The sequence below is a fragment of the Micromonospora sp. WMMD730 genome (assembly GCF_049178955.1).
Taxonomy (GTDB): domain Bacteria; phylum Actinomycetota; class Actinomycetes; order Mycobacteriales; family Micromonosporaceae; genus Micromonospora; species Micromonospora wenchangensis.
On sequence record NZ_JBMHML010000002.1, the window covers coordinates 3,700,365 to 3,724,833 of the forward strand.

Annotated in this window: 28 protein-coding genes; 9 read left to right on the plus strand and 19 right to left on the minus strand. The window is 74.6% G+C overall.

From position 1 onward, the window contains the following. Nucleotides 1-63 precede the first annotated feature (63 nt). Together ACN265_RS16265 and ACN265_RS16270 are read right to left on the minus strand one after the other, a co-directional pair. Nucleotides 64-1,110, minus strand: a complete 1,047-nt coding sequence (locus tag ACN265_RS16265; protein ID WP_357926908.1) for a cobalamin B12-binding domain-containing protein — start codon at nt 1,108-1,110, stop codon at nt 64-66. After that, entirely contained in the window at nt 1,107-2,894 is a 1,788-nt protein-coding gene (locus ACN265_RS16270; RefSeq protein WP_420115477.1) for a SpoIIE family protein phosphatase, read from the minus strand. The genes ACN265_RS16265 and ACN265_RS16270 overlap by 4 nt, the downstream gene beginning before the upstream one ends. 251 nt (nt 2,895-3,145) lie before the next feature. Between ACN265_RS16270 and ACN265_RS16275 the strand changes: the two genes are divergently transcribed. Together ACN265_RS16275 and ACN265_RS16280 are read left to right on the plus strand one after the other, a co-directional pair. After that, a complete protein-coding gene (locus ACN265_RS16275; RefSeq protein ID WP_421411509.1) occupies nt 3,146-3,493 on the plus strand; it encodes an STAS domain-containing protein in 348 nt (115 codons plus the stop codon). Between the two features lie 78 nt (nt 3,494-3,571). Then, the gene (locus ACN265_RS16280; RefSeq protein WP_420115476.1) at nt 3,572-3,928 is read left to right on the plus strand and encodes an STAS domain-containing protein; all 357 of its coding nucleotides are present in this window, start codon (nt 3,572-3,574) and stop codon (nt 3,926-3,928) included. Between the two features lie 78 nt (nt 3,929-4,006). On the opposite strand, the gene ACN265_RS16285 is transcribed toward ACN265_RS16280, so the two are convergent. Both ACN265_RS16285 and ACN265_RS16290 read right to left on the minus strand, forming a co-directional pair. Continuing rightward, nucleotides 4,007-4,342 (minus strand): hypothetical protein, encoded by a 336-nt coding sequence (locus ACN265_RS16285; protein ID WP_421408430.1) that lies wholly within the window; start codon nt 4,340-4,342, stop codon nt 4,007-4,009. 164 nt (nt 4,343-4,506) lie between these two features. After that, nucleotides 4,507-5,808 carry an NAD(P)/FAD-dependent oxidoreductase gene (locus ACN265_RS16290; protein WP_420118863.1) on the minus strand — a complete coding sequence of 434 codons (1,302 nt, stop codon included), beginning with the start codon at nt 5,806-5,808 and terminating at the stop codon, nt 4,507-4,509. A 207-nt stretch (nt 5,809-6,015) separates the two neighbouring features. On the opposite strand from ACN265_RS16290, the gene ACN265_RS16295 reads away from it, so the two are divergent. Further along, nucleotides 6,016-7,101, plus strand: a complete 1,086-nt coding sequence (locus tag ACN265_RS16295) for a hypothetical protein (RefSeq protein WP_357926921.1) — start codon at nt 6,016-6,018, stop codon at nt 7,099-7,101. A gap of 203 nt (nt 7,102-7,304) precedes the next feature. Further along, nucleotides 7,305-8,336: a LacI family DNA-binding transcriptional regulator gene (locus ACN265_RS16300; protein ID WP_421408431.1), complete on the plus strand. Its 1,032-nt coding sequence runs from the start codon at nt 7,305-7,307 to the stop codon at nt 8,334-8,336. Here the strand turns inward: ACN265_RS16300 and ACN265_RS16305 are convergent, their stop codons facing one another. The 5 genes from ACN265_RS16305 to ACN265_RS16325 form a co-directional block, all read right to left on the minus strand. Further along, nucleotides 8,337-8,627 carry a DUF6510 family protein gene (locus tag ACN265_RS16305; protein WP_421408432.1) on the minus strand — a complete coding sequence of 97 codons (291 nt, stop codon included), beginning with the start codon at nt 8,625-8,627 and terminating at the stop codon, nt 8,337-8,339. A 16-nt stretch (nt 8,628-8,643) separates the two neighbouring features. Next, the gene (locus ACN265_RS16310; RefSeq protein WP_421408433.1) at nt 8,644-9,399 is read right to left on the minus strand and encodes a ferredoxin reductase; all 756 of its coding nucleotides are present in this window, start codon (nt 9,397-9,399) and stop codon (nt 8,644-8,646) included. Nucleotide 9,400: 1 nt separating this feature from the next. Further along, nucleotides 9,401-10,000, minus strand: a complete 600-nt coding sequence (locus ACN265_RS16315) for a sulfite oxidase-like oxidoreductase (protein WP_204924593.1) — start codon at nt 9,998-10,000, stop codon at nt 9,401-9,403. Between the two features lie 102 nt (nt 10,001-10,102). Next, nucleotides 10,103-11,122 (minus strand): TerC/Alx family metal homeostasis membrane protein, encoded by a 1,020-nt coding sequence (locus tag ACN265_RS16320; protein ID WP_204924594.1) that lies wholly within the window; start codon nt 11,120-11,122, stop codon nt 10,103-10,105. A gap of 252 nt (nt 11,123-11,374) precedes the next feature. Then, entirely contained in the window at nt 11,375-11,788 is a 414-nt protein-coding gene (locus tag ACN265_RS16325) for a DUF2267 domain-containing protein (protein WP_204924595.1), read from the minus strand. A 159-nt stretch (nt 11,789-11,947) separates the two neighbouring features. Between ACN265_RS16325 and ACN265_RS16330 the strand changes: the two genes are divergently transcribed. Beyond that, entirely contained in the window at nt 11,948-12,220 is a 273-nt protein-coding gene (locus ACN265_RS16330) for a DUF2795 domain-containing protein (RefSeq protein ID WP_204924596.1), read from the plus strand. A 185-nt stretch (nt 12,221-12,405) separates the two neighbouring features. Here ACN265_RS16330 and ACN265_RS16335 read toward each other — a convergent pair whose 3' ends face one another. The 3 genes from ACN265_RS16335 to ACN265_RS16345 form a co-directional block, all read right to left on the minus strand. Further along, on the minus strand, nt 12,406-13,377 hold the full coding sequence (locus tag ACN265_RS16335) for a pirin family protein (RefSeq protein WP_421408434.1): 972 nt from the start codon (nt 13,375-13,377) through the stop codon (nt 12,406-12,408). A gap of 49 nt (nt 13,378-13,426) precedes the next feature. Continuing rightward, a complete protein-coding gene (locus ACN265_RS16340) occupies nt 13,427-14,341 on the minus strand; it encodes a hypothetical protein (RefSeq protein ID WP_421408435.1) in 915 nt (304 codons plus the stop codon). Nucleotides 14,342-14,441: 100 nt separating this feature from the next. After that, nucleotides 14,442-15,248: a DedA family protein gene (locus ACN265_RS16345; protein WP_421408436.1), complete on the minus strand. Its 807-nt coding sequence runs from the start codon at nt 15,246-15,248 to the stop codon at nt 14,442-14,444. Nucleotides 15,249-15,318: 70 nt separating this feature from the next. Between ACN265_RS16345 and ACN265_RS16350 the strand changes: the two genes are divergently transcribed. Beyond that, entirely contained in the window at nt 15,319-16,137 is an 819-nt protein-coding gene (locus ACN265_RS16350) for an MOSC domain-containing protein (protein ID WP_421408437.1), read from the plus strand. 43 nt (nt 16,138-16,180) lie between these two features. Here the strand turns inward: ACN265_RS16350 and ACN265_RS16355 are convergent, their stop codons facing one another. The 3 genes from ACN265_RS16355 to ACN265_RS16365 all read right to left on the minus strand — a co-directional run bounded on the left by ACN265_RS16355 (nt 16,181) and on the right by ACN265_RS16365 (nt 18,402). Further along, nucleotides 16,181-17,035 (minus strand): SAM-dependent methyltransferase, encoded by an 855-nt coding sequence (locus ACN265_RS16355; RefSeq protein ID WP_421408438.1) that lies wholly within the window; start codon nt 17,033-17,035, stop codon nt 16,181-16,183. A gap of 97 nt (nt 17,036-17,132) precedes the next feature. Further along, nucleotides 17,133-18,014: a helix-turn-helix domain-containing protein gene (locus ACN265_RS16360; RefSeq protein WP_420118881.1), complete on the minus strand. Its 882-nt coding sequence runs from the start codon at nt 18,012-18,014 to the stop codon at nt 17,133-17,135. 148 nt (nt 18,015-18,162) lie between these two features. Beyond that, nucleotides 18,163-18,402, minus strand: coding sequence for a DUF397 domain-containing protein (locus ACN265_RS16365; RefSeq protein WP_204924601.1), 240 nt, complete (start codon nt 18,400-18,402; stop codon nt 18,163-18,165). A gap of 268 nt (nt 18,403-18,670) precedes the next feature. Here ACN265_RS16365 and ACN265_RS16370 point away from each other — a divergent pair, with 268 nt between their 5' ends. After that, nucleotides 18,671-19,321 (plus strand): GGDEF domain-containing protein, encoded by a 651-nt coding sequence (locus ACN265_RS16370; protein ID WP_204924602.1) that lies wholly within the window; start codon nt 18,671-18,673, stop codon nt 19,319-19,321. 51 nt (nt 19,322-19,372) lie between these two features. On the opposite strand, the gene ACN265_RS16375 is transcribed toward ACN265_RS16370, so the two are convergent. From ACN265_RS16375 to ACN265_RS16390, 4 genes are all read right to left on the minus strand, one after another. Continuing rightward, the gene (locus tag ACN265_RS16375) at nt 19,373-19,858 is read right to left on the minus strand and encodes a type II toxin-antitoxin system PemK/MazF family toxin (RefSeq protein ID WP_420118874.1); all 486 of its coding nucleotides are present in this window, start codon (nt 19,856-19,858) and stop codon (nt 19,373-19,375) included. Between the two features lie 30 nt (nt 19,859-19,888). Next, nucleotides 19,889-21,169, minus strand: a complete 1,281-nt coding sequence (locus ACN265_RS16380; protein ID WP_421411511.1) for an RNA polymerase sigma factor — start codon at nt 21,167-21,169, stop codon at nt 19,889-19,891. Between the two features lie 5 nt (nt 21,170-21,174). Continuing rightward, nucleotides 21,175-21,594, minus strand: coding sequence for a YciI family protein (locus ACN265_RS16385; protein ID WP_421408439.1), 420 nt, complete (start codon nt 21,592-21,594; stop codon nt 21,175-21,177). A gap of 95 nt (nt 21,595-21,689) precedes the next feature. Further along, on the minus strand, nt 21,690-22,478 hold the full coding sequence (locus ACN265_RS16390) for a class I SAM-dependent methyltransferase (RefSeq protein ID WP_421408440.1): 789 nt from the start codon (nt 22,476-22,478) through the stop codon (nt 21,690-21,692). Nucleotides 22,479-22,532: 54 nt separating this feature from the next. On the opposite strand from ACN265_RS16390, the gene ACN265_RS16395 reads away from it, so the two are divergent. Further along, nucleotides 22,533-23,048 (plus strand): NUDIX hydrolase, encoded by a 516-nt coding sequence (locus tag ACN265_RS16395; RefSeq protein WP_377684634.1) that lies wholly within the window; start codon nt 22,533-22,535, stop codon nt 23,046-23,048. A gap of 41 nt (nt 23,049-23,089) precedes the next feature. Further along, nucleotides 23,090-24,421: a hypothetical protein gene (locus ACN265_RS16400; protein ID WP_421408441.1), complete on the plus strand. Its 1,332-nt coding sequence runs from the start codon at nt 23,090-23,092 to the stop codon at nt 24,419-24,421. Nucleotides 24,422-24,469 lie beyond the last annotated feature (48 nt).

Here is a 24,469-nt window from a genome sequence, read left to right on the forward strand (position 1 = left end):
ACAGGTAGACCCTTGCAGTGCAGCAAGTATACGCAGCGCTCCCCCGGGGGCCCGCGCGGCGCGTCAGTGCCGCACCCCGCCGGACGCGACGGTCGCCGCCGCGCCGAGCGCCAGGAACCGCGCCGCCCGGGGGAAGTCACGCAGGACGCGCCCGTAGTGACCCAGGGTGGCGGCGACCGACCCGGCCGGCACCCCCCGGCTGGTCAGGATCGCCACCAGCCACGTCACGAAGTCGGTGAACAGCTCCGCGTCGTCGACGTAGACGGCGGCGGCCAGGAAGTCCACCGTGTATCCCAGGTCGCTCGTGGTGGCGTCCCACTGCGCCGGGGTGTAATCCGCCACCGACGGCATCCGGGTCCGCAGGTCCGCCACCGCCGAGTCGATCAGCTCGCCGCGCCGCTTCAGCAGGCTGGCGTACTCGTCGTCGGCGAGGTGGGACAGGTCCGCCGGGGGCACCCGGCGCAGCGCCCGCTCGTCGGCGACCAGGTCGGCCGCGCCCGGGGCGTCCGGGGCCCAGGCGACCCCGAGCCGCCGGGCCCACCGGCCGTCCACGCCGAACCCACGGCCACCGACCACCACGGGTACGTCCGAACGCCGGCACGCCTCGATCATCCGGTGCGCCTGCGGCAACCGCATCGGCAGGGCGCAGGCCAACGCGACCGCGTGCGCGTCGTGCCGGTGCAGGTACGACACCAGGTGGGCGGCCGGCACGCTGGCCCCCAGGAACGTCACCTGCCAGCCGCGCAGCCGCAGCACCTCGGCGACCAGCCGGGGTGGCAGGGCGTGCCACTCACCGTCCATGCAGGCCACCACGATCCGCCCCCGGGTCGGCCGTGGGTCGGCGTACCCGGCGATCGCCGCCACCGCCCGTTCGCTGATGTGCGTCGCAGCGTGCTCCTGCGCCACGCTCCACTCGTTGCGGGCCCACCGCTCGCCCACCTCGGTCTGCGCCGGGGCGACCAGGTCGAGCAGCACCCGTTCCGCCGGGACGCCGGCGTCGAGTAGCCCGGTGACCACGTCGATCGCGCCGTACTCGTCGGCCTCCTCCAGGCAGGCGAGGAAGTCGCCGAAGGCCCGGTACGGGTCGGCCGGGACGGTCGGGGCGGTCACGGTCGGGACGTCCTCTCCTCGGCCTGGCCCGGCACGGCCGGCACGGAGTGCAGGTGCCGCCGGGGGCGGCCACCCGGTCCGGTGGCCCGCAGGGCGAGCACCGCGATGTCGTCGTGGTCGCCGTGTGCCAGCCAGTCGCAGGTGACCTGCTCGACCCGCTCGGCGAGCGCCGGGGCGGGCATCCGGTGGCAGCCGGTGACGGCGTGGACCAGCCGGTCCTGACCGAACTGCTCGTCGCCGCGCCGGCCGCCCCGGGCCTCGGTCACCCCGTCACTGAAGAGCAGGCAGGTCTCCCCGACCGCCAACCGGACGGTGACCTCGCCGATGCGCGGGTCGGGCACCACGCCGATCAGCATCCCGCTCAGCGGCACCGTCTCCACCTCGCCACCGTCGCGCAGCACCAAGGGCGGCAGGTGCCCGCCACCGGCCAGGGTCAGCGACAGGCCACCGTCGCGGTGCGGGCGCACCACCCCGAGCACCATGGTGGCGAACCGGCCCTGCCCGTGCGCCTGGGTGGTCTCCAGCAGGGCGTCGTTGAGCAGCTTCAGCAGCCGGCCGGGCCGCGACTCGACCCGGTAGAGCGCCTGCAGGCACTGGCGGAGCTGGCCGGTGAAGACCGCCGCCTCCACCCCCTTGCCGGAGACGTCACCGAGGAAGAACACCGCACCGCCGTCGGCCAGCCGGTGCGCGCCGTAGAAGTCGCCGCCGATACGCAGGCTCGCCTGGGAGGGCCGGTACGCCGTGCCCCACTGCACCCCGGCCACCTCAACCGGTTCCACCGGCACCAGGCTGGCCTGCAGGGTGTCGGCCACCTCGGCCTGGTTGCGGTAGAGGACCGCGGTGGTGAGCGCCGCGCCGGCCCGGGCGGCGAAGGCCCGGACCAGCTCCACGTCGGCGTCGTCGTACCAGCGGGTCCGCCGGGCCACCAGCAGCACACCCGCCGGGGCGTCCCGGCCGGGCAGCGGGACCACCCGGGCGGTCACCTCGCGGGCGCTGAGCCCCGGCAGCCAGCCGGCCTCGACCGCCTGGTCGACCAGCCAGTCCACCGTGTGCGGCTCCACCCCGGACAGGCCCTCGACGATGGCCGGGGGCAGCGCGGCGGCGGGCAGCACCCCGCTGTCCACCGTGGGTGACTCGTCGTCGGCCCGGGTCGCCCGCCACCACCGGGCCCGCCCGGAGCGGGGGGCGAGCACCAGCACCGCCACCTCGGCCAGGGTGGGCACGGTGAGCCGGACCACGGCGGCGGCGGCCCGGTCCGGGTGCAGCGGGTTGCCCAGCTTCTCGCCGACCACGGCGAGGAAGGCCGACCGGGCCCGCTCGGCGAGCAGCGCGTCGGCCCGGGAGACGCTGTCGGTGACGTCCTCGACGTACAGACAGCTCCGGGAACCGGACAGCGGCACCCGGCGGATGCGCAGTCGCCGGCCGTGGTGACCGAACCCGTCGGGCTCGACAGCGGCCCCGGTCAGTACGGCGAGACCGGCGGCTGCCAGCGGGCGGCCGGGCGACACCTCGGGCAGCAGCCGCTCGGCCACCGGGCTGACGTGCCGGACCACCCCGTCGGCGTCACAGACGACCAGGCCCTCCCGGAAGTGTTCGAGGACCTCGGACCAGGCCGGGTCGACCCGGTCCGGGTCGGGGCGGGCGGGATCGGGGCCGGCCCGGTCGGGGGCCAACGGCGGCAGGCCGGGGGGCGCGCCGACGGACCGCGCCGCAGCCCGACCGGCACTCGGCGTGGAGATCCGTCCGTCGCCCGGGTCGAAGCCCCTGACGTCGGCAGCACTCACCAGCTGAGCCCCACTCCCCTTGTCGCCATCCGGCACATCCCGGATGTAGGCCGTATGTTCCAATCTGTTCCGCTCAGCCTACGCCCGAACGCGGGCACCGCCACCGCACGGCGGCCCGAGCGCGGTTCCGCACCCCTGCGGGCCCACCGTCGGGTTGTTACGATCCGGCGTAGTCCGGCCCGACCGTCGGCCCTGCGGAAAGGCGTGCTGTGGTGCCCCCTGGAAGGAAAACCGAGACCGCCCCGTTGACCATGTCGGTGGACCGCTCCGACCCCGGAGCGCCGGTCCTGTCGGTCGGCGGTGAGCTGGCCTACGCCACCTCCCGCCCGGTGCGGGTGGAGGTCGACCGGGTGCTGGTGGAGCGCCCTACGGTGGTCGTCTTCGACTTCTCCGGGCTGACCTTCATCGACAGCACCGGCCTGTCGGTCATCGTGCACGCCTGGCGGGAGGGGCAACGGGTCGGGACGCTGGTCCGGCTGCGGGCCGTCCCCCGTTTCCTGACCACCATCCTCGACATGACCGGGATCACCGGCCTGCTGGCCCGTCAGTTGCCGCAGCGGTCCGCCCCGGCACCGCAACGCCCGGCCGCGTCCGCCTGAACCGTCCGCCCGGACCCGGTCACCGGGTCGGCCGAACCCCGACGTTTCCCGATCATCCGTTGCTGGGAACATGGGGACATGCGCCCGCAGCTGTTGACCATCGAGGTGACCCGGCTCGACGCCGGCACCGCCCGGCTGCGGCTCACCGGCGACCTCGACTTCGACACCGCCCCGGAGCTGATCGAGGCGGCGGCCGGGGTCCGCGCGGAGGGCCACCGCGCCCTGATCGTCGACCTGGGCGGGGTCGGTCTGTGCGACTCGTCGGGGCTGAGCGCGTTCGTGGTGCTCAGTCAGGGCGGCGCCGGTCCGGTCCGGTTGACCGGGGTCAGCGCCCGGCTCCAGCAGTTGCTCGACCGCACCGGCCTGGCCGAGCTGCTGGCGGTGGAGCAACAGCCGGCGGCCGGGGCCGCCGACGACGTCCGCGAGGTGGGCTGAGGCGTCCGGCCGGGGTGGCCCCCGCCCCTGGGACCAGGGGTCGGGGGCCGGGAGGAAGGCCCGGGCGGGGGCTCGCCGTCAGGCGCTGACGACGATCTCCTGCGCCTCGACGGCGGGTTGCCGGCGCGGCCCGGTCGACCGGGGCGCGACGGACGACGGGGGTTCGGCGTCCTCCGGAGGACCGGAATCGGGCAGTTGGAACAGGTACCGGACGAACCCCCCGCCCGACTCGTTGTCCTCCGCTCCGGGCCACTGCCCGGCGCAGTCCATGCCCACCACCTCACGGCCCGATCCGTCGGCCTCCTCCACCAGGGCCCAGAGGCTCACCGGGTAGCACCGGGTCACCTCGGGGCCGACCTGCCAGCGGGAGTACCAGCCGGGACGGGCCGGGACGATCTCCACGATCCTCTTCATGACGACCTACCCTTCCGCGTGCCTCGGAAGACCTCCGGTCGTCCCGATGGTCCGTCCCGCGCGGGTGAGCACCCCTCACCCCACGGGAGTGAAGCCGGGGCAGGTCTGAATGAAGCAGGGACGCAGGGCGTCACCGACGCCCGCCCGCGTCCCGTGCCCCCGGTTCAGCGGGTGTGCACCGGCACCTCGGGCGAGGAACTCTCCAACGGCACGGCGTGGGCCGGAACCAGACCGAGCTGCGTCGCCGGGCGGGGCAGCGCGGCGTCGAGCACCCAGTCGGCGCTCACCCGCGCCCGGTTGCCGGGCATCGCCAGCAGGTGGTAGCCCCGGGTGACCGCCTTGGCGGCCAGCCCCGACAGCGACAGCTTCAGCGGGTTCGCCGCCGCGTCCTTTCCTCCCAGGTCGACCACCCAGCCCAGGTCGTGGTGCTGGTACGGGCGACGCCTGCCGCGCCCGTAGGAGGCGGCGATGTTGTGCGCCGCGAGCTTGCCCTGCCGTTGCGCGTGCTGGGCGGTCATCGTGCAGAGCTGCCCGGGCCGGGTCAGGTCCGGCACGGCGGCGGCGTCGCCGCAGGCGTACACCTCGGGGAAGCCGGGGACGTTGAGGTACTCGTCGACCACCAGCCGGCCCTTCTCGGTACGCAGGCCCAACTCGGCCACGAACGGGTCGGGGCGTACCCCGACGCACCAGGCCAGCGTGCAGGTCGGGACGTACTCGCCGTCGGTGAGGTGCACCCCGTCGGCGGTGGCCTCGGCGACCGAGGTGCCCATCCGCACGTCGACCCCCCGACGGCGCAGCACCCGGTCGGCGGTCCGCGACATCCGCTCGTCCAGCTCCGGCAGCACCCGGGCGGCGACGTCCAGCAGCATCCACCGGGGCCGGACGGTCAGCCGGGGGCGTTGGGCGTGCAGCGCGTCGGTGAACAGTTGCCCGTGCGCGGCGACCTCGGTGCCGGTGTAGCCCGCGCCCACCACGACGAAGGTGGCCCGGGCCTGCTGCTCGGCCGGGTCCTGCGCCTGTTCGGCCAGCTCGATCTGGCGGACCACGTGGTCGTGCAGGTAGACCGCCTCGGGCAGGCCCCGGAAACCGTGGGCGTACTCGGTCACCCCGGGGATGGGCAGCAGCTTGTTGACGCTGCCGACGCAGAGCACCAGCCGGTCGTAGGCGAGCTGGCCCCGCTCCCCCTCCGGGTTGGTGAAACCGACCCAGCGGTGGCGCAGGTCGACCCGGTCGGCCTCGCCGACGACCACCCGGACCCCGGGCAGGGTGCCGGTCAGCGGGACCGAGATGCGGGTGGGTTCGACCACCCCGGCGGCCACCTCGGGCAACAGCGGCAGGTAGAGGAAGTAGTCGGTCGAGTTCAGCAGCACGATCTCGGCCCGTCCGCCGGCCAGCCGACGCAACGTCTTCGCCGCGTGGTAACCGGCGAAACCGGCGCCCACGATCACCACACGAGGTTTCGTCATGTCCGCTCCCTTCCCGGCGGTCAGCGCGACAAACGTGTCGGGTCGCCCCGGCACCGCCGGGGCGGCCGACGAGGGCGTCGCGGGCCATTTGATACATCAGTGACGGGCTCCCGACTGTAGTCACACCGCGTAGCCGACACCGTTGCTTTCGGCGTGCCTTCCGCCCACGCTGAGTTCCTGTTCGACCACCACCAATCGGAGGGACAGATGAGACTTCGCCGTGTCGTCGCCGTCGCACTGGCCGCCCTGCTGGCGGCCGTGGGGCTCGCGCCGACCGCACCCGCCGCGGCGGCCACCGCGGACCGCTGGGGTTTCGCCTACGTCGACAACCCCACCGTCACCAGCTGGACCGTGCTGGACACCACCCGGCAGTGGGGCACCTGGAAGGCCGCGTTCCCGGCCGCCTGGGCCACCGGCATCAAGCTCGCCCCGGGCCGGTTCCAGGTGCGCTTCCCGCAGATCGGCGCCGGTGCGCGCGGGGTGCCGCACGTGACCCCGGTCGACCGCGCCGGGCACTACTGCACCGTGGTGCGCTGGTTCCAGTCGGGCACCGACGAGATCGTCGACGTGCAGTGCTTCGCCCCCGGAGGCACCCGCGACGACAGCCGGTTCACCGTGCTGTGGACCGCCAGCTCCGGGGTGCTGCCGGCCGGCACCGCACACGCCTACGTCCAGGGCGGGGTCAGCGGCCTGGTCCAGTCGTACGTGTCCACCGGGGCCCCCGCCGCGCTGGCCCCGCTGGGTGTCGGGCAGTGGTCGGTGAAGCTGCCCGGGGTCGGGCTGGCCGGGGTGCTGGCCGGCAACGTGCAGGCCACCGCGATCCAGCCGAACGCCGGTCCGCGCCGGTGCACCGTCGCCCGCTGGGGCGCCTCCGGCACCGACGTGCTGGTCTACGTGTTCTGCTTCGACCAGGCCGGCGCGCCGGTGAACACCGACTTCACCCTCTCCTACCACCGGGGACGCTCGGTGGTCGGGTCGCTGGCCCCGCCGACGTTCTTCGGTCACCTGGCCAGCGCGGCGGGCGGCCCCACCAACGACAACTCCCAGCTCGGGGTGGGCGTCAACACCATCGCGCCGCTCGCGCCGGTCGGCCGCTACCTGGTCACCTTCAAGCAGCTCGGGCAGAAGGAGACGCACGCCCAGGTCACCGCGCAGGGCACCGGGCCGAACTACTGCAACCTGACCCAGCCGTGGTCGTACGCGGTGGACGCCCCGGTGGACGTGATCTGCTTCGACAACACGGGCACTCCCGCGCCGAACCAGGTGCTGGTCGCCTTCACCTCCCGGATCTGAGCCGGGCGGCACCGCCCGCCGGTCGGCCCGGCGGGCGGTGCCGCGTGGACGGTCCGGACCGCCGTCCGGCGACCCGTCGGCACCGCCGGGCGACCATCCCGTACGCGGGACCCTCCGTGATCTCCACCGGTGGGTGCGGTCGGCTAGCGTTGTCGGACCGTCGCGCCCGACGGCCGAGACACGAGCGACACGAAGGTGAACCGATGGGTCCGAAGGCGAGCATCCGGGACGTCGCCGCCGCCGCGGGTGTCTCGGTGACCACCGTGTCCCACGTGTTGAACAACAAGTCCGGCACCCGGGTCAGCGCCCAGACCCGGGAGCGGGTCGAGACGGTCGCCCGTCAGCTCGGTTACGCGGCGAACGGGCTGGCCCGGGGGCTGCGGCTGCAACGGTCGTACGCCCTGGGGTTGCTCGGTGACGTCGTCGCGGCCACCGGCCAGGCCGGGCGGCTCGTCCTGGGCGCGCAGGAGACCGCGTCGGCGCGCGGATGGGTGCTGCTGCTCACCACCGGCCGTGACCCCGAGGTGGAACGGCGGGAGATCCGGGCCCTGGCCCGGCACCGGGTCGACGGCGTGCTCTACGCGACCATGGACCACCGGGTGGTGCGGGTCCCCGACGAGCTGCGCCCGATGCCGGTGGTGCTGCTCAACGCCCGCAGCGCCGACGCCACGCTCCCCTCGGTGGTGCCGGACGAGCGTGGCGGCGCCGCCACGGCGGTACGGGAGCTGCTCGCCCACGGGCACCGGCGGATCGGTTTCGTCACCACCGTCGACGACGTCCCCGCCGCCCGGGGTCGGCTGCTCGGCTACCGGGAGGCGCTGTGGGCGGCCGGGGTGCCGTACCGGCCGGAACTGGTGCACGCCGACGTCGGTGACCCCGCCGGTGGGCACCGTGCGGCCCGCGCCCTGCTCGGTTCGGCCGACCGGCCGACGGCGCTGTTCTGTTTCACCGACGCGATGGCGATGGGTGTCTACCGGGCGGCGGCCGAACTCGGCCTGCGGGTCCCGCAGGAGCTCTCGGTGGTCGGCTGCGCCAACCAGGAGGTCATCGCCGACGGGCTGTTCCCCGCCCTGACCAGTGTGGCGTTGCCGCACCACGGGATGGGCACCTGGGCGGTCGAGACCATGGTGGAGCTGCTCGACCGGCCGAAGGGCGCCCGCCGTCGGGTGGCCCGGCACGTCGCCCTGCCGTGTCCGCTGGTGCGTCGGGCGTCGGTCGCCGCCGCACCGCACTGATCAGCGCAGGGACGGCGGCCTGGTCGGCGGCATCGGCACCTGGAGGTAGGTGGCGCCGCGCAGGTCCAGCCACGCCCGGTCGGGGGCCCGGACCAGCCGCAGCATCACCTCGGCGCAGGCCGGGCAGCGACCCACCAGCCCGGGGGCGTGGGCGTAGACGCGCAGGCCGGCCATCGGGCCGACCATGCCGCAGGACGCGCACCGCCCGGTCGCCCCGCTCAGGTCCACGGCGAACAGCTCGCGCAGTGGCCCGTCGAGCATGTTGCCGTCCAGGTAGGACATCTCGGTCATTGGAACTCCTCGCCGGTCAGCCGGTGGGCCCGAACCGTTCGGTGCGGACCCGCCGGGTCGGGTGGCCCAGCCCCACCAGCAGGTCCGCGACGGTCTCCACGAAGCCGGTCGGGCCGCAGACGTAGCAGAGCGGCTCCAGGTCCGCCGGCCAGCCGTGGGTGTTCACGTCGGCCAGCCCGATCCGGTGCGGCTCGCCCCGCCAGCCGTCGGGGGCCTCGCGGGTGTAGACGTAGCTGACGTCGAGGCCGAGGTCGTCGCGGGCGCGGGTGCGCAGCTCGTCGGCGTAGATCACGTCCGCCGGGGTGCGGACCGAGTAGATCAGCCGGAACGGCGCACGGTTGCCGGCCGCCCGGCGGGCCCGCACCATCGCCATCAGCGGCACCACCCCGGAGCCGCCGGCGACCAGCAGCACCGGCGCGGTCTGCTCGGGGCGCCAGACGAACCAGCCGCCGACCGGGCCGCGCACCTCCACCGGGTCCCCCTCGGCCCAGGTGTCGGTCAGGTACGGCGACACCTCGCCGTCGGGCACCCGCTGCACGGTCAGCGCGATCCGGTCGCCGTCGGCCGGCCCGGCAAGCGAGTACGAGCGGGCCGCCTGGTAGCCGTCGGGGGCGGTGAGCCGGACGTCGACGTGCTGCCCCGGCAGGTGTCCCGGCCAGTCGGGCACGGACAGCACGAGGGTCTGCGCGGTGGGTGTCTCGACCCGGCGCTGCGCCAGCCGGGCCACCCGCCAGCCCAGCGGCGTCGCCGGCCGGCCACCCGCCCCGGTCACCTCAGTCGCCCTGGTAGCGCTGCTCGCGCCACGGGTCGCCGTAGTCGTGGTAGCCGGCGGTCTCCCAGAAACCGGGTTCGTCCTCGACGGTCAGCCGCAGGCCGCGTACCCACTTGGCGGACTTCCAGAAGTAGAGGTGCGGCACCAGCAGCCGGGCCGGGCCGCCGTGTTCGGCGGGCAGCGGTTCGCCGTCGTAGCCGTGTACCACCCAGGCCTGCCCGTCGCGCAGGTCGTCCAGCGGCAGGTTGGTGGTGTAGCCGCCGTACGAGTGGGCCTGGGCGTAGTCGGCGGCGGTGTCCACGCCGTCGAGCAGCACGTCCAGCGAGACGCCCTGCCAGCTGGTGCCGAACTTCGACCACCGGGTGACGCAGTGGATGTCCACCGTGGGGGTCTCCTGGGGCAGTTCCATCAGCTCCGCCCAGGACCAGCGGACCTCGTCGCCGGTCTCGGTGCTGAGGACGAACTCCCACCGGTCCAGCGGGACCCGGGGGGTCGGCCCGGCGGACAGCACCGGGAAGTCCTCGGTCAGGTACTGCCCCGGCGGCAGGGCCGGGTCGCTCGTCCGACGGCGGCCCTGGAAGCCCGGTGACACGATTCCCACCCGTCAGTCCTACCACCGCAGGGGGCGTGGGCGGGAGGGTTCCGGCGGACCGGGCCGCGACCGGCGGCGGCCCCGTCGCCCGACGCCGCCGGTCGCGTACGGTCAGTGCTTGTCGACGACCACCTCGGCGTCACCGGGCTCCCGGTCGCGGGTGGCCCGCAGGCTGGTGAGGGTGACCACGACCAGGACGCCGATGATGACCCCGAGCGAGGCGAGCGTGGGGATCTCCGGCACGCCCGGCCAGATGCCGTGCGCCCAGTGCAGGCCGAGCTTGACGCCGATGAAGGCCAGGATGATCGCCAGACCGTAGCTGAGGTGCACCAGGCGGCTGAGCGCGGCGTGCAGCACGAAGTAGAGCGCCCGCAGCCCGAGCAGGGCGAAGGCGTTGGTGGCGAAGACGAGGTAGGGGTCCTCGGTGATGCCGTAGACGGCGGGCACCGAGTCGACCGCGAAGACGATGTCGGTGGCGAGCACCGCGACCACCACCAGGGCGAACGGGGTGAGCGCCCGCCGGCCGTGCTGCCGGATCGTCATCCGGGTGCCGTGGTACTCCTCGACCACCGGCATGAACCGGCGCAGCAGCCGCACCGACCGCATCTTGTTGATGTCCACCTCCTGCTCGTGCCCGGAGAGGGCGTCGCGCAGCAGCTTGACGGCGGTGGCGATGAGGATGATGGCGAAGATCAGGAACGCGAAGTCGAGGGTCTGCAACGCCGCCGCGCCGAGGGCGATGAAGACCGCGCGGAGCACCAGCGCGCCGGCGATGCCGTAGAGCAGCACCCGCTGGGCGAGCACGGCCGGTACCGCGAAGGCGGCCAGCAGCAGCATGAACACGAAGAGGTTGTCGACCGACAGCGACTTCTCGACCAGGTAGCCGGTCAGGTACTCGACGCCCTGCTGGGAGCCGAAGCGGTACCAGACCCAGCCGCCGAAGGCCAACGGCAGCGCGATGTAGAACGCCGACCAGCCCAGCGCCTCCCGGATCGACACCTCGTGCGGGCGTCGGGTGACCAGGAAGTCGAGGACCAGCAGGGCGAGCACGCCGACGATGGTCACCGCCCACAGGGTGGGGGTGCCGACCGACGACAACCCACCGGCAGCAAAGTACGACAGATCGGTCATGGAGCCTCCTCGAACACCGTGCCATGTTCGAGGTCTCCTTCACCCACGTTCGCCGTGGGCAACCACCCGAGGCGCACCCGGGGCGCGCCGTACTGACCGGAATGGTTCGTGGGAAGTACTCCCCTCGTGCGGACCAGGTTAGGCCAGGTCCGGACGACTCGCCAAGTCAGGGCGGACTCCCGTTCCGGGCGTGGTTGCCCTGGTCAACGGCTGGGTGCCCCGACCCGCCGCCCCGGTGCCCGGCCGGTTGGGTCAGGCCCGGCGCCCGGTGGCCATGCCGGGGGCGAGCGCGGGCTCCACCAGGTCGCGGTAGTCGCGGGGCAGCCGGGTCACCAGACCGTCGAACTCGCCGCCGCTGACCGCCTCGTGGACGGTGCCGAAGACCACCCGCACCACGTTCCGGGCGGCCGGCTCGTCCAGCTCGGCCCGCCGCGCCACCCGGGCGACGAACTCGGCCGCGCCGAACTGCTCGGCCGCCTCCGAGCCGGGGCCGGGACGCAGCGCCAGCCGCAACGGCGCGGGCAACTGCGTCGCCAGGTCGAGCACCTCACCCCCGGTCAACCGTTCGGCGAGGGTCGACAGCGTCGCGTGGACCAGCACCACCGCCCGCTCCGGGTCGGTACGGACCCGCCGGGCCACCTGGTCGACGAAGGTGTCGTAGTTCATGCGGGGCTCCCTTCGACATGAGGCGGCCCGGTTACCCGCCGGGACGCCCCGGAAACGACGCCGCCCGCCCCGCTTTCCGCGCCGGCTGCGCGTGACCGGCCGCCGGACGGGTAACCGCCGCCGATCGTGACCGGATCGAGGCGGCGAGGAGGCCCACCGATGGCCAGTCGGACCGAAGTCCTGCGGTACCTGTCCAGCCTGGACTACCCGGCGGCGAAGGACGCCGTGGTGCGTCAGGCCGAACGGGAGGGCGCACCGCCGGACGTGCTGCGGGCGTTGCGGGCGCTGCCGCCGGTGGACTACGCCAACGACGCGGAGGTGGCCCGCTCGGCCCGGATCGACCCCGCCCCCGAGGTCGACCCCACCCGGCGGGCGCAGCAGGCGAGGGAGAAACAGCACCAGCGGGTCGCACAGCACCTGCGGAGCATCTGACCCCGGACAGGCGGGCGCCCCGGGTCGCGAACCGCGACCTGGGGCGCACGCGTGCCTGTTCACCGGCGAACCGCCGGGCGGCCACCCGAACCGGGTGGGCATCGCTGCCACGATCATCGTAGGCCACGCCATCACCCGTACGGCTGATTTTGGGAATACTGTGGGCGAGCACACCACCGGGCGGGTCAACCGTGCAGGTCACCCCGCCGGTCCCGGGCCTTCAACCGGACGGTCGGCAGTTGCGGGGCGGGCAGCGGCGGGGCCGCGTCGTCGGTGACCCGCCCGAACCGCCGGCCGGCCATCCAGTCCGCCCGGGCGGTGGCCACCTCCTCGTGCGAGCGGCCGACGAAGTTCCACCACATGACCAGGGGCTCGTCGAACGGCTCGCCGCCGAGCAGCATCAGCCGGCTACCCGGCTCGGCGGTCAACTCCACCCCGTCCCGCCCGGTGCCGAGGTAGAGCAGCGCGCCGGGCTCCAACGACACACCGTCCACCCGGGCCCGACCGGACATCGCCAGCAGCGCGTACTCGAAGCGGGGTCGCAGTCGCGGCGTCGCCGGGGCCGGGCCGTGCGCCGCCAGTTGCACGCCGAGCAGCGGGGTGTGCACCACCGCCGGGGACGCCTCGCCCGCCAGCTCGCCGACGAGCAGGGTGTGTTCCCAGTCGCCGGACCGCCAGCGGGGCAGGTCGGCGTGGTGGGCGAAGCCGGCGGCACCGGCGCGCGCCGGGTCGGGCAGCGCCACCCACAGCTGCAACCCGTGCATCAGCGGCGGACGGGTGGCCGGGGACCGCTCGGAGTGGGCGATGCCGTGCCCGGAGGTCATCACGTTGAGCTGGCCGGGGCGGATCGGCTGGACGTTGCCGAGGCTGTCCCGGTGCACGATCTCGCCGTCGAGCAGCCAGGTCACCGTCTGCAGGCCGGTGTGCGGGTGCGGGGGCACCTCCATGCCGGGACGCTGCGCCACGTCGTCCGGGCCGAAGTGGTCGACGAAGCACCACGCCCCGACCATCCGGCGGGCCCGCTGCGGCAGCAGCCGGCGCACGGTGGTGTACCGGCCCAGCGGCACGTCGTGGCCGGGCAGCAGCACACTGCCCGGGTCCTCGGCGGCGACGCCGGGTGGTCGGGTCTGCGCCGGCAACGATTCGGTACGGTCCACCACCCGACTCTATGCCGGCCGGCCCGCCACCGGTCCGGCCCCGGACGGTTCAGTCCTCGACGACGGTGACCGTGTTCGCCCCGGCGACCAGGTCGAGGTAGAGCCGGTCGGGTGACCGGTCCCAGTTCGGCGAGCCCACCGTCGCGCCCCGGGCCAACCCGTCGCGCCGGTCGCCGTACCAGACGACGCTGCCCGCGCCGGAGACGGCGCGGACCCGGACCGGGGGGCCGTCGGGCGCGTGGACGACGAACTGGTTGACCCCACCGGTCATCCGGACGGTGCGGGTGCCGGTGGTCGGCGGCAGCCGCAGGTCGATCCGGGCCGCGCCGCCGATCAGCTCCACCCCGGACAGCCGCGCGCCGGTGAGGTCGAGAACGTGGTCGCTGACCCCGCCGACCAGCCGCAGCCGCCAGGTCAGCCGCTCGTTGAGCGTCACGTCGACGACGCCCCGGCCGGGCCGGTCCCGGCGGGTCACCCGCAACTGCACCCGGTCGCCTGCGACCTCGGGCCGGGGGGTGAGTCCGGCGTCGGCCGGGCTGCTGATCCGGTACAGGTCGGCGCCGAGGTCGGCGGTGCGCAGCCGGAACGAGGTCACCCCGTCCAGCAGCTCGAAGGTGGCCCGGCGCAGCCCGTCGACCGGCGCGGTCAGGGTCCGCTCGGCGGCCTCGGCGGCACCCGCGCCGCCGGGATCGGCGGTCGCCGGCGCCGGGGGCGCGGCGCGGTCACCGGAGGAGACGATCCCCAGCCGCTCGGGGTTCGCCATGGTCACCACCACCGCGATCGCACCGAGCGCGACCACCAGCACCGCGGCGGCCGCCAGCAGCCGCGCGCCGCGGGGCCAGGGGGAGCGGTACTCCGGTTCCCCCGTCGCCTCGACCGGTTCCCCGGTCACCTCGATCACCGGCTCGAAGACCGGTCGCCGTTCCTCCGTCGTCGGACGGTGCTCCTGCCCCGGCTCCACCATCGCGCCTCCCCTGTCCCGGTCCCCGCACAGCAGTACGGCCCGGCCGCCGCAACGGATCATTCCGGCCGGACCGGGACCGCGCGCCGGGCCCGGGGCGCCGTCAGTCGGTGTCGCGTCCCCAGAGTCCGCCCCGGTAGACGGTCCCCCGGTAGGGCGCGCCGTCGGCGACGTCCGGCTGCCCCGCGACGTCACCCCCGGGTGCGGCGTCGGCGGACCAGGCGTCGGTGGTCGGGGCGGCGGCGCGGGCGGCACGCGCCCGGCGGACCCGGCTCACCACGAACCAGCCGGCGACCGCGACGCAGACCACGATGACGACCTTCTGGAACGACCCGACGTACTCCTCGACGACGTGCCAGTTGTCGCCGAGCAGGAACCCCGCCATCACGAAGGTGGTGTTCCAGATCAGGCTGCCCAGCGTGGTGTAGAGCAGGAACGTCATGATCGGCATCCGCTCCACCCCCGCCGGGATGGAGATCAGGCTGCGGAAGATGGGGATCATCCGGCCGAAGAACACCGCCTTGACGCCGTGCTTGAGGAACCACGCCTCGGTGCGGTCCACGTCGCTCAGCTTCACCAGCGGCAGGCGGGCCGCGATGGCCCGCATCCGGTCGCGTCCCAGCGCCGCGCCGATGCCGTAGAGCACCCACGCGCCGACCACGGACCCGAGGGTCGTCCAGAGGATCGCCGAGACCAGGCTGATCCGCCCCTGGGCGGCGGCGAAGCCGGCCAGCGGCAGAATCACCTCGCTGGGGATCGGCGGGAAGAGGTTCTCCAGCGCCACCGCCAGCCCCGCGCCGGGCCCGCCGAGCCGCTCCACCAGACCGGTGACGAACCCCACCGGCCCGTCCGAGGAGGGCTCGGCGGAGACGACCGTGCGGGGGCTGAGCGCCAGGGAGCGTGGGATCATCCGACAAAGTTACGAGCCGGACGACGAATCGACCACGCGCGGCGGCGACATCCGCCGGTACGCTGGGCCGGTGCCCGGACGACTGACCGAACTGTGGCGGTATCCGGTCAAGTCGATGCTGGGGGAAGCGCTGTCCGACGCCACGGTGGACGGTCGGGGCGTGGCCGGGGACCGCCGGCTCGCCGTGCTCGACCACGACACCGGCCGGGTGGGCAGCGCGAAGCGGCCCCGACGGTGGGCGGCCCTGCTCGGCGTCCGCGCCACCGGCGACGCCCCCGACCGGGTACGCCTCGCCCTCCCCGACGGCACCGTCCTCGACCATCCCGACGCCGGCCTGGACGCCGCACTGTCCCGGCTGCTCGGCCGGGACGTCACGCTGACCGACACGGTGCCCGCCGACGCCCTGCTGGACCGGGCCGACCCGGACGCGGTGCTGGCCGAGGGGGCCGACGCGGACGTGCCGGTGACCGGCAACCCGCTCGGTGGCGTCGCCCCGCCGGGCAGCCTGGTCGACTTCGCGCCGGTGCACCTGCTCACCACGGCCAGCCTGGACGCGCTCGACCTGACCCGGGACGCGGTCCCGCGCTACCGGCCCAACCTGGTGGTCGCGACCGACGCCCGGGGTTTCGTGGAGAACGACTGGGTGGGTCGGGAACTGCGGATCGGCGCGGAGGTGGTGCTGCGGGTGCTCGCGCCGACCCCCCGTTGCGCGGTGCCCACCCTGGCCCACGGCCCGCTCCCCCGTGCCCCGCAGGCGCTGCGCCGGCCGGCGGAACGCAACCGGGTGGTCCCGCTGCCGGGCCTGGGGCCGCAGCCCTGTGTCGGGGCGTACGCGGTGGTGGTGCGGGGCGGCCGGGTGGCTGTCGGGGACCGGGTCGAGCCGGCCTGACCGCACGGGGTGCCCGGCCGCGCACGGACGACCGGGCTCCGCCTCAGGGCAGGCGGCCGACCGCGCCGTACACGCTGACCTCGTCAACCGTGGGCCGGGGCTGCGGTTCGGCCTCGGCCCGCCACTGCGCCACCGAGGCGATGCCGGGGGCGACGAGGTCGAGGCCGTCGAAGAAGCGGGCGAACTCGTCCCGACTGCGCAGGTTGATCATGCCGGGTGGGGTGCCGTTACGGTTGCCCGCCCGTGCCTCCTCGGCCACGGCGGGTGGCAGGTAGTCGTAGGTGGCGTGTGACGCGGCCAGGTAGCTGCCCGGCGGCAGCGCCGCGAGCAACCGGCCGACCACCCCGTACGGGTCCTCGGTCTCCGTCACGAAGTGCAGGATGGCCACCAGCATCAGGGCGACCGGCTGCTCCAGGTCGAGGGTGCGGCGTAGTTCGGGGTGGTGCAGGATCTTCTCGGGTTCCCGCAGGTCGGCGTCGATGTAGGCGGTGGCGCCTTCGGCCGAGCTGGTCAGCAGCGCCCGGGCGTGGGCCAGCACGATCGGGTCGTTGTCGACGTAGACCACCCGGGCCTGCGGGGTGATCGCCTGGGCCACGTCGTGGGTGTTGTCGGCCGTGGGGATGCCGGTGCCGATGTCCAGGAACTGCCGTACGCCGGCCTCGCCGGCCAGGTAGGCGACCGCGCGTCGCAGGAATCGGCGGTTCTCCAGGGCGGCGGTACGCACGGTCGGGAAGGCCGCCGCCATCGCGTCGCCGGAGTCCCGGTCGGCCTGGAAGTTGTCCTTGCCACCCAGCCAGTAGTTGTAGCGGCGGGCCGGGTGGGCGACCGAGGTGTCGATCCGGTCACTGGGGTGCGGGGCGGCGCCCGTCGGGGCATCGGCGGTCACAGGGTCCTCCATGACTCCGCGCCATCCGGTCGTCGATGGCGTCCGTCCACTGTCTCCGGTCGATCATCGTAGTGGCCGCCCTGGTGGGGCCGGCGACCCGGTGCGGCCGTCACTGCGGGTACAGCTCGTCACGCAGTCGGGTGAGCACCTCGGGGGTCTGCTCCGGCGGGGTGGCCTCGACGCAGAGCCGCTCCATCGCGGCGGCGTAGTAGTCCAGGTCCTCCCGCTTGTCGAGGTAGAGGGCGCTGGTCAACTGCTCGATGTAGACGATGTCGGGCAGGTCGTCGTCGCCGAAGCGCAGGATGGTGAAGGCCCCGCCGGCGGCGGCGTGGCCACCGGCGTCGAACGGGATGATCTGCAGCCGGACGTGCGACGAGCGGGTCGCCTCGATCAGCGCGGTCAACTGCCCGTGCATCACCTGCGGGCCGCCGATCGGCCGGCGCAGGGCGGCCTCGTCGATCACCGCCCACAGCTGCGGCGGGTCGGCCCGGTCCAGCACCTGCTGGCGCTGGATGCGCAGCTCTACCCGCCGGTCGACCTCCTCGACAGCGGCGCCCCGGTGTCCGAGCAGGACCACCGACCGGGCGTACTCCGGGGTCTGGAGCAGGCCGGGCACGAACTGCACCTCGTAGCTGCGGATCAGTGCGGCGGCGGCCTCCAGGCCCAGGTAGGACTGGAACCAGCCGGGCAGGACGTCGCCGTAGCGGTGCCACCAGCCGGGGCTGTTGGCGTCGCGGGCCAGCTTGAGCAGCGCGTCGCGTTCCTGCACGTCGGTCACCCCGTAGAGGGTGAGCAGGTCGGCGACGTCGCGTTCCTTGAAGCCGACCCGGCCCAGCTCCATCCGGCTGATCTTCGACTCCGAGGAGCGGATCTCCCAGCCTGCGCCCTCCCGCGTGACACCCTTGGCCTCCCGCAGCCGGCGCAACTGCGCGCCGAGCAGCATCCGCAACACCGTGGGGCCGGTGGCCGGTCCCCCCTCGGCGGCAACCATCGTCACGTGCCCCGCCCCTCCGCGCATGCCCCTGTATCCGATCGCGGTCCCTGGCCCCCGCCCGACCGACGAGTAAGCATGCCATGAACCGACGGTGAGGTGAACATCCTCCGGACGGATACGGTCCCGTGGGCGGGACCGGCCGGTGTCAGCCGATCAGATGGTCGAAGTCACCGTCGCGGGCACCGAGGACGAAGGCCGTTATCTCGTCCACCGTGTAGATCAGGGCGGGCCCCTCGGGATGACGCGAGTTGCGCACGGCGATGCCGGCCCCGCCGGGCAGTTCGGCCAACTCGACACAGTTGCCGCTGGGGTTGCTGCGGCGGCTCTTCTCCCACCTCAGCGGAGGCAACTGGGTGACAGGGACGCCGTTCTCAGGCTGCTGCATGGATGTCTTTCTGTCGGGGTGCGGAACCACTGTCGCGAGAGGACGTTGCGGTGTCGAAGGAGCGGTGCGACATCAGATCCGGCCGTGCTGCACGTGCATCTGCTATTGCATCTGCTTCGGACAGCGAGCATGATTAACGCACGTGGACGGTACTTATCCGTTCACTTTGGGTTACCAGGCTCAGGGCTTCACCTGGGCAAACGACGACCCGGCGGGGCACGACGGCGCCGCCGCACGGGTCGTGCGCCGACACTGCGAGGGAGGACCCGTGCCGGATCCGTTGACCGTCGCGTCCGGCGTATCCGCGGCCGGAGCCCTGGTCTCGGTGTGGCAGCTACGCCGCCGGGCCCTGCAGGCCGAGGCGGAACTGGAGCAGCTACAGGCCGAACTGGCCGCGGAACGGCACGCCGCCAGCCACGACCCGCTCACCGGGCTGCCCAACCGACGGGCCTTCTACCGGCTGGCCGCCACGCTACTCACCGACGCCGGCGGGCAGCCCCTCATCGCGGTGGTCCTCGACCTCAACGACTTCAAGCAGGTCAACGACCGCTACGGGCACGCCGCCGGCGACCAGGTGCTGATCAGCGTCGCCCAACGGCTGGCCGCCTTCGCCGGCGACAACCTGGTCGCCCGGCTCGGCGGCGACGAGTTCGCCGGCCTACTGGCCAGCCCTTCGGTCGACCGGCGCTGGATCGACCACGCCACCCGGCGGCTCTGCGAGGCGATGGCCGCACCCATCCCGCTGGGCGCGTGCAGCGTCCGGGTCACCGCCTCGGTCGGGCTCGCCCCGGTCACCGGCCCCACCCAGCTCGCCGACGCGCTCTGCCGGGCCGACGCCGCGATGTACCGGGCGAAGGGCGTCACCAGCCGGCAGTCACCCCGGCAACTGCTCGACGCCGCCCGCCTCGCCGAGTGCTGAGCCGCCGCCCAGGCCGGGGCGACCCCACCCGACGGTGGGCGGTGCCGGTGGTCAGCGCCAGCCGTAACCGGACCGCAGCGCCTGCCCGACCCGGTCGAAGCGCCCCCGGTCCAGCACCGCGCCCTCCCGGCGGATGCCGTCCTCGCGCATGGTGAGCACCCGGTCCAGCCGAACCCAGCTCGGACGGGACTCACGGTCCCACTCCCCCGGGCCCAGCGCCAGCCAGTGCCGCTGGCCGTCCCGCTCGCTCTGGCTGGACAGCATCAACCCGAACAGGGTGCGGCTGGACCGGCCGACCACCAGCACCGGACGGTCCTTGCCCTGCTTCGGGTCGTCCTCGTAGGGCACCCAGGTCCAGACGATCTCGCCCGGGTCGGCCTGACCGTCCGGCTCCGGGGCGTACGACAGCTCCCGCCGTTGCAGGGCGCTGACCTGACGCCGCCGGGCCAGCTGCGCCGGGATCGGACCGGGGGTGGCGCGCTGCGCGCCGGTCACCCGGCCGAGCCGGGACGCCACGTTCCTCAACAGACCTGCCACGGCGGGCAGCCTACCGCCAGCCGGGCCGGCTCACCCGTCGAGGTCACCGGCCCGGCGCAGCAGCACCGCCCGTTCCCGCACGTTGCGGCACAGCCTGGCGGCGACCTCCAGCTCGGCGCGCGCCTCGGCGGTCCGGCCGAGCCGGGCGAGCAGCTCACCACGGACGCTCGGCAGCAGGTGCGACCCGGCGAGGCGGCCGGTGGCGGCGACCTCGTCCACCACGGCCAGCGCCGGCTGCGGCCCGTCGGCCATCGCCACGGCCACGGCCCGGTTCAGCTCGACGACCGGCGACGGCGCCACCCGGCCGAGCGCCTCGTAGAGCAGCACCACCCGGGACCAGTCGGTCTCCGCCACCGACGGGGCACCGGCGTGGCAGGCGGCGATCGACGCCTGCAACCCGTACGGCCCGAGGCCGCGCCCCGCCGCCACGGCCCGGCGCAGTGCCGCCATCCCCCGGCGGATCGCCGACCGGTCCCACCGCCGCCGGTCCTGGTCCGCCAGCAGCACCGCCTCGCCGTCGGCGTCGACCCGGGCCGGGAACCGCGCGGCGGTCAGCTCACACAGGGCGAGCAGGCCGTGCACCTCCGGCTCGGCGGGCAGCAGCGCGGCCAGCGTCCGGGCCAACCGGATCGCCTCGTACGCCAGGTCGGGGCGGAGCAGGTCGGTGCCGGCCGTCGCCGTCGACCCCTCGGTGAAGATCACATAGAGCACGCCCAGCACCGCGCCGAGGCGTTCCCGCCGCTGGGGTGGCTCCGGCAGGGCGAACGGCACCCGGGCGGCGGCGATCGTCTTCTTGGCCCGGGTGATCCGTGCCTGCACGGTCGGCACCGGCACCAGCAGCGCCCGCGCGATCTCCTCGCTGGACAGGCCGCCGACCACCCGCAGCGTCAACGCCAGCCGGGCCGGCGGCGGGAGCACGGGATGACAGGCCACGAACATCAACGCCAGCACGTCGTCGTCGACCCGGTCCGGGTCCCACGGCAGGTCCCCGTCCCCGGACCCGCCGGCCGGCCCGGCGAGCCGGCCGGCGAGCACCGCGTAGCGGTCGTCGAGCGCGGCCCGGCGGCGGAACGCGTCGACCGCCCGCCTCCGGGCGGCGGTGAGCAGCCAGCCCACCGGGTTCGCCGGCACCCCGTCGCGCGCCCAACCGACCAGGGCCTGCGCCACCGCCTCCTGGGCGACGTCCTCGGCGAGCGCGAAGTCGCCGGTGTACCGGGCCAGCGCGCCGACGATCCGGGCCGACTCGATGCGCCAGAGCGCCTCGACGGCCCGCCGGGCCGACTCGGCGCCCGGCGGGCCGTCGGTGGGCACCGTGCTCAGAGCTGGCCGGTCCGCTCGCGCCACTCCCGCTCCCTGACGATGAACTCGTTGTCCTGCGGGAACTCGTCGATGCCGGGGACCCGACGCACCTCGCACTTGCTGCCGGGCAGCGCCGGCATCCGCCGGGCCCACTCGACGGCCTCCTCCTTCGACGCCACGTCGAGCAGGTAGAAGCCGCCGAACAGCTCCTTCGTCTCGCCGTACGGGCCGTCGGTGACGACCGGGGTCTCCCCGCTGTAGTCGACCACCACGCCCTGCGCCGGGTCCTCCAGGCCCTCGGCGGCCACCAGCACGCCCGCGCGGATCAACTCGTCGTTGAACCGCCCCATCGTCTCCAGCATCTCCTCGAGGGGGATCTTCATCATCGTCGCCAGGGATTCGTCCGTGTTCCGCATGATCAGCATGTACTTGGCCATCGTCGCTCCTCGTCGTCGGGTCGCCGTTCGACCCGCTCACCCTCTGGTCGAACGGGGACCGGGCCGGATCGACACGACCGTCCGGTGAATTTTCGTCAGGCCGGTCGCCGGGCCAGCACCAGGGTGGTCCGCAGGTCGAGGGTGACGGTGCCGCCGAAGCCGCCGACGGCGGCCCCGATCGCCGCGAGGACCCGCTCCCGCTGCTGCGGTGGGCGGCGCAGCTGCGGCGAGAAGGTGCCGACGAGGCGCTGGTACCGCGCCGTGGTCAGCGGCACCGACAGGCGGAACGCCGACGACCGGACGTCGGTGAACAGCCCGCTGCCGGTGACGTCGGCGTGGAACCAGTCCTCCGGCTGGTCGTGGTGCGGCACCGGGTCGACCGACTCGAACGCCGCCCGGATCGCCGCCGACTGGGCCGGGTCGACGTAGTCGTACCGGTGGGCGAAAACGGCCAGGGTGCCGCCGGGGGTCAGCGCGTCGTGGGCCCGCCGGTTGCGGGTGGCCGGGTCGAGCCAGTGCCAGGCCAACGCGCAGGCCAGCAGGGGCACCCCGGCCGTCGGCGGCGACCACTGCTCGAACCGGGCGACCACCACCTCGACGTCGGGGAACCGGGCGGCCAGCACCGCCGCCATCCGCGCGTCCGGCTCGACGCAGGTCACCCGCGCCGGGACGGTGCCGGCCGCCGCCGGACGCGGGTGGGACGGCCCGTCGGGGTGGGCGAGGTCACGCAGCAGCGCGGTGGCCAGGCCGGTGCCCGCGCCGACCTCGACCAGCCGGGCGGGGGGTCCACCGTGATAGGCGAGGATGGTGTCGGCGAGGGCGGCCGGATAGCCCGGTCGGATCTCGTCGTAGTCGTCCGCCACCTCACCGAAGAGCTCCACCATGATCGCCATCGTCGCACCGCCGCCGCACCGGCGGTGCCCCGTCGAGGGAGGCCCATGACCGAACTGCCCCGGGACCTGCCGGTGATCGAACGCACCGCCGTGCGGCTGGTGGTCCGCGACCGGGACGGCCTGATCCTGCTGTTCCACACCCGCGACCCGGAACACCCCCGGCTGGGCACCTGGTGGGAGCTGCCCGGCGGGGGCGTCGACCCCGGTGAGACGTACCCGCAGACCGCCCTGCGGGAACTGCGCGAGGAGACCGGCTTCGTGGTCACCGCCGCGCAGCTCGGCCCGCCGACCTGGCGACGGCGGGCCAGTTTCATCCACCGCCGGTTGCGCCACGTCCAGGACGAGGTGGTGCTGACCGTACGCCTCGACGCCGCCGCGCCGGACGTCGACGGCGCGGACCGCCTCGACTACGAGGTGGAGGACTACTTCGGGTTCCGCTGGTGGCCGGTCGAGGAGATCGTGACCAGCACCGCCCGGTTCTACCCGGGTCGGCTGCCCGCGCTGCTCACCGCGTTCCTGGCCGGCGAGCGGATCGACGAACCGTTCGAACTCTGGTCCTGACCGGGGTGCCACCGGCCCGCGCGGTGGGCACAGTGGAGGGCATGACGACGATCCCGTACGACCCGCTGACCCGGTACGCCGCCCGGCTGCACGCCGACCTCGGCGACCGGCACCACGTCGCCTCCCCGCTCGGGGCCTGGCTGCTGCTGGCGCTCGCCGCGCCGGCCGCCACCGGCGCGGTCCGGGACGAACTGGCCGAGGTGCTCGGTGTCGACGGGGAGACCGCGGCGGCGGCCGCCACCGCGCTGCTGGACCGGCCGCACCCGCTCGTGCCGTCGGCCACCGCCGTCTGGCACCGGCCCGGCACCGACCCCGGCCGGCTGGCCGGCTGGTGGGACGGACTGCCCCGGAGCACCACCACCGGCGTGCTGCCCGACCGGGCGGGCCTGGACGCCTGGGCCCGTGAGCACACCCTCGGGCTCATCGACCGGTTCCCGCTGACCGTCTCCCCCCGGGTGCTGCTGGCGCTGGCGAGTGCCCTGGCCACCCGGATCTCCTGGGCCACCCCGTTCGACCTGGTGCCCGGCGCGGCGCTCGGCCCCGACGACCCGCACGACGCGACCCGACCGGACGACGGACCCGCCCACCGGCCGGGCGCGGGGCACGGACCGGACCGGGAGCACGGGACGGCCGGGTCGGGCGGCGGCTGGGCGGGGCGGCTGGCCCGGGTGTTGCGCAGCCCGGAACACGGGCACCGGGCCTGGATCGCGGCGACCGGCCCGGCCGGCGACGTCGCCGTGCACGCCGCCGCGGCGGTGGAGCGCGACGGGGCCGGGCTGGTGGTGCTCTCGGTGCTCGCCGACCCGGCGGTCCCTGCGGCCGACGTGCTCGCCGCCGGCTACGCGCTGGCCGGTGCGGCGGTGGACGGCGAGCCGGCCCGCCGGTCGCTGTTCGACCTGCCGCTGGGCCCGGGTCCCCTCGGCACGCTGCGCGAGGAGCCGGTGCGCACCGCCGCCCGAGGCGGCCGGGAGGAACGCCACCGGGCGGTGCTGCCCTGCTGGTCGGCCCACGACGAGCACGACCTGACCGCCCCCGGGCTGGGGTTCGCGGCGGTGGGGCGGGCGCTGGGTGGGCTGCTCGGCGTCGACGTGGGCGTCGAGGCCCGGCAGGCGACGGTGGCGCACTACGGCCGGTACGGCTTCGAGGCCGCCGCCGTGACCGGGGCGTTCGCCCTGACCAGCCTCCCACCGGAGGGAGTACGCCGCAGCGCCGAGTTGCGGTTCGGGCACCCGTACGCGGTGCTGGCGGTGGCCACCGACCACCGGGACGGCGAACCCGGGCCGTGGCACGGGCTGCCGGTCTTCTCCGCCTGGGTGGCCGAGCCCCGGGAACCGGCGGACACCGACCTCGTCGACCCGGTCGAGTCCTGGTGACCGGGGTCGACCGGCCCTGACCGGCGTCGCCGAGGTCGGCGGCGGCGA

What these genes read in the sequence shown, in the direction of transcription:
- ACN265_RS16275 (WP_421411509.1), top strand. Translation starts at nt 3,146, where the DNA reads ATGTCGGTGGACCGCTCCGACCCCGGAGCGCCGGTCCTGTCGGTCGGC.
- ACN265_RS16280 (WP_420115476.1), top strand. Translation starts at nt 3,572, where the DNA reads ATGCGCCCGCAGCTGTTGACCATCGAGGTGACCCGGCTCGACGCCGGC.
- ACN265_RS16285 (WP_421408430.1), bottom strand. Translation starts at nt 4,342, where the DNA reads ATGAAGAGGATCGTGGAGATCGTCCCGGCCCGTCCCGGCTGGTACTCC.
- ACN265_RS16290 (WP_420118863.1), bottom strand. Translation starts at nt 5,808, where the DNA reads ATGACGAAACCTCGTGTGGTGATCGTGGGCGCCGGTTTCGCCGGTTAC.
- ACN265_RS16295 (WP_357926921.1), top strand. Translation starts at nt 6,016, where the DNA reads ATGAGACTTCGCCGTGTCGTCGCCGTCGCACTGGCCGCCCTGCTGGCG.
- ACN265_RS16300 (WP_421408431.1), top strand. Translation starts at nt 7,305, where the DNA reads ATGGGTCCGAAGGCGAGCATCCGGGACGTCGCCGCCGCCGCGGGTGTC.
- ACN265_RS16305 (WP_421408432.1), bottom strand. Translation starts at nt 8,627, where the DNA reads ATGACCGAGATGTCCTACCTGGACGGCAACATGCTCGACGGGCCACTG.
- ACN265_RS16320 (WP_204924594.1), bottom strand. Translation starts at nt 11,122, where the DNA reads ATGACCGATCTGTCGTACTTTGCTGCCGGTGGGTTGTCGTCGGTCGGC.
- ACN265_RS16325 (WP_204924595.1), bottom strand. Translation starts at nt 11,788, where the DNA reads ATGAACTACGACACCTTCGTCGACCAGGTGGCCCGGCGGGTCCGTACC.
- ACN265_RS16330 (WP_204924596.1), top strand. Translation starts at nt 11,948, where the DNA reads ATGGCCAGTCGGACCGAAGTCCTGCGGTACCTGTCCAGCCTGGACTAC.
- ACN265_RS16340 (WP_421408435.1), bottom strand. Translation starts at nt 14,341, where the DNA reads ATGGTGGAGCCGGGGCAGGAGCACCGTCCGACGACGGAGGAACGGCGA.
- ACN265_RS16345 (WP_421408436.1), bottom strand. Translation starts at nt 15,248, where the DNA reads ATGATCCCACGCTCCCTGGCGCTCAGCCCCCGCACGGTCGTCTCCGCC.
- ACN265_RS16355 (WP_421408438.1), bottom strand. Translation starts at nt 17,035, where the DNA reads ATGGAGGACCCTGTGACCGCCGATGCCCCGACGGGCGCCGCCCCGCAC.
- ACN265_RS16360 (WP_420118881.1), bottom strand. Translation starts at nt 18,014, where the DNA reads ATGGTTGCCGCCGAGGGGGGACCGGCCACCGGCCCCACGGTGTTGCGG.
- ACN265_RS16365 (WP_204924601.1), bottom strand. Translation starts at nt 18,402, where the DNA reads ATGCAGCAGCCTGAGAACGGCGTCCCTGTCACCCAGTTGCCTCCGCTG.
- ACN265_RS16385 (WP_421408439.1), bottom strand. Translation starts at nt 21,594, where the DNA reads ATGGCCAAGTACATGCTGATCATGCGGAACACGGACGAATCCCTGGCG.
- ACN265_RS16390 (WP_421408440.1), bottom strand. Translation starts at nt 22,478, where the DNA reads ATGGTGGAGCTCTTCGGTGAGGTGGCGGACGACTACGACGAGATCCGA.
- ACN265_RS16395 (WP_377684634.1), top strand. Translation starts at nt 22,533, where the DNA reads ATGACCGAACTGCCCCGGGACCTGCCGGTGATCGAACGCACCGCCGTG.
- ACN265_RS16400 (WP_421408441.1), top strand. Translation starts at nt 23,090, where the DNA reads ATGACGACGATCCCGTACGACCCGCTGACCCGGTACGCCGCCCGGCTG.